This is a genomic window from Tamlana crocina (assembly GCF_012037625.1).
Genome location: NZ_JAAVJS010000515.1, coordinates 1 through 356, shown reverse-complemented (window position 1 = coordinate 356; position 356 = coordinate 1). Strand labels below are relative to the sequence as shown.

1 protein-coding gene is annotated in these 356 nt (G+C 43.8%); it reads left to right on the top strand.

Annotated elements, in window-relative coordinates:
• Positions 1–356 (top strand): cbb3-type cytochrome c oxidase subunit I (locus HC176_RS17845; protein WP_209309804.1); only part of this gene is annotated, 356 nt, incomplete at both ends.

Below are 356 nucleotides of genomic sequence, written 5' to 3'. Positions count from 1 at the left end.
ATCTTTGGATTTATCATCAATCCTCCAATTGCGCTTTATTACATGCAAGGCCTTAATACAACTGCCGTTCATGCACATACTGCCTTATTCGGTGTCTACGGAATGCTGGGGATTGGTTTGATGTTGTTTGTACTTAGAAGCCTTTACCGCGTTCAGGTTTGGAATGATAAGCTGTTAAGTTTCTCTTTCTGGTCTATCAACATTGGCTTAATACTAATGGTGCTCCTAAGTGTACTACCTATCGGGCTACTGCAAACGGTAGCCAGTGTAAATGAAGGAATGTGGTATGCCCGGTCTGCTGAATTCATGCAGCAGCCGGGAATGGACACTCTAAGGTGGTTTAGAGTTGTGGGAGA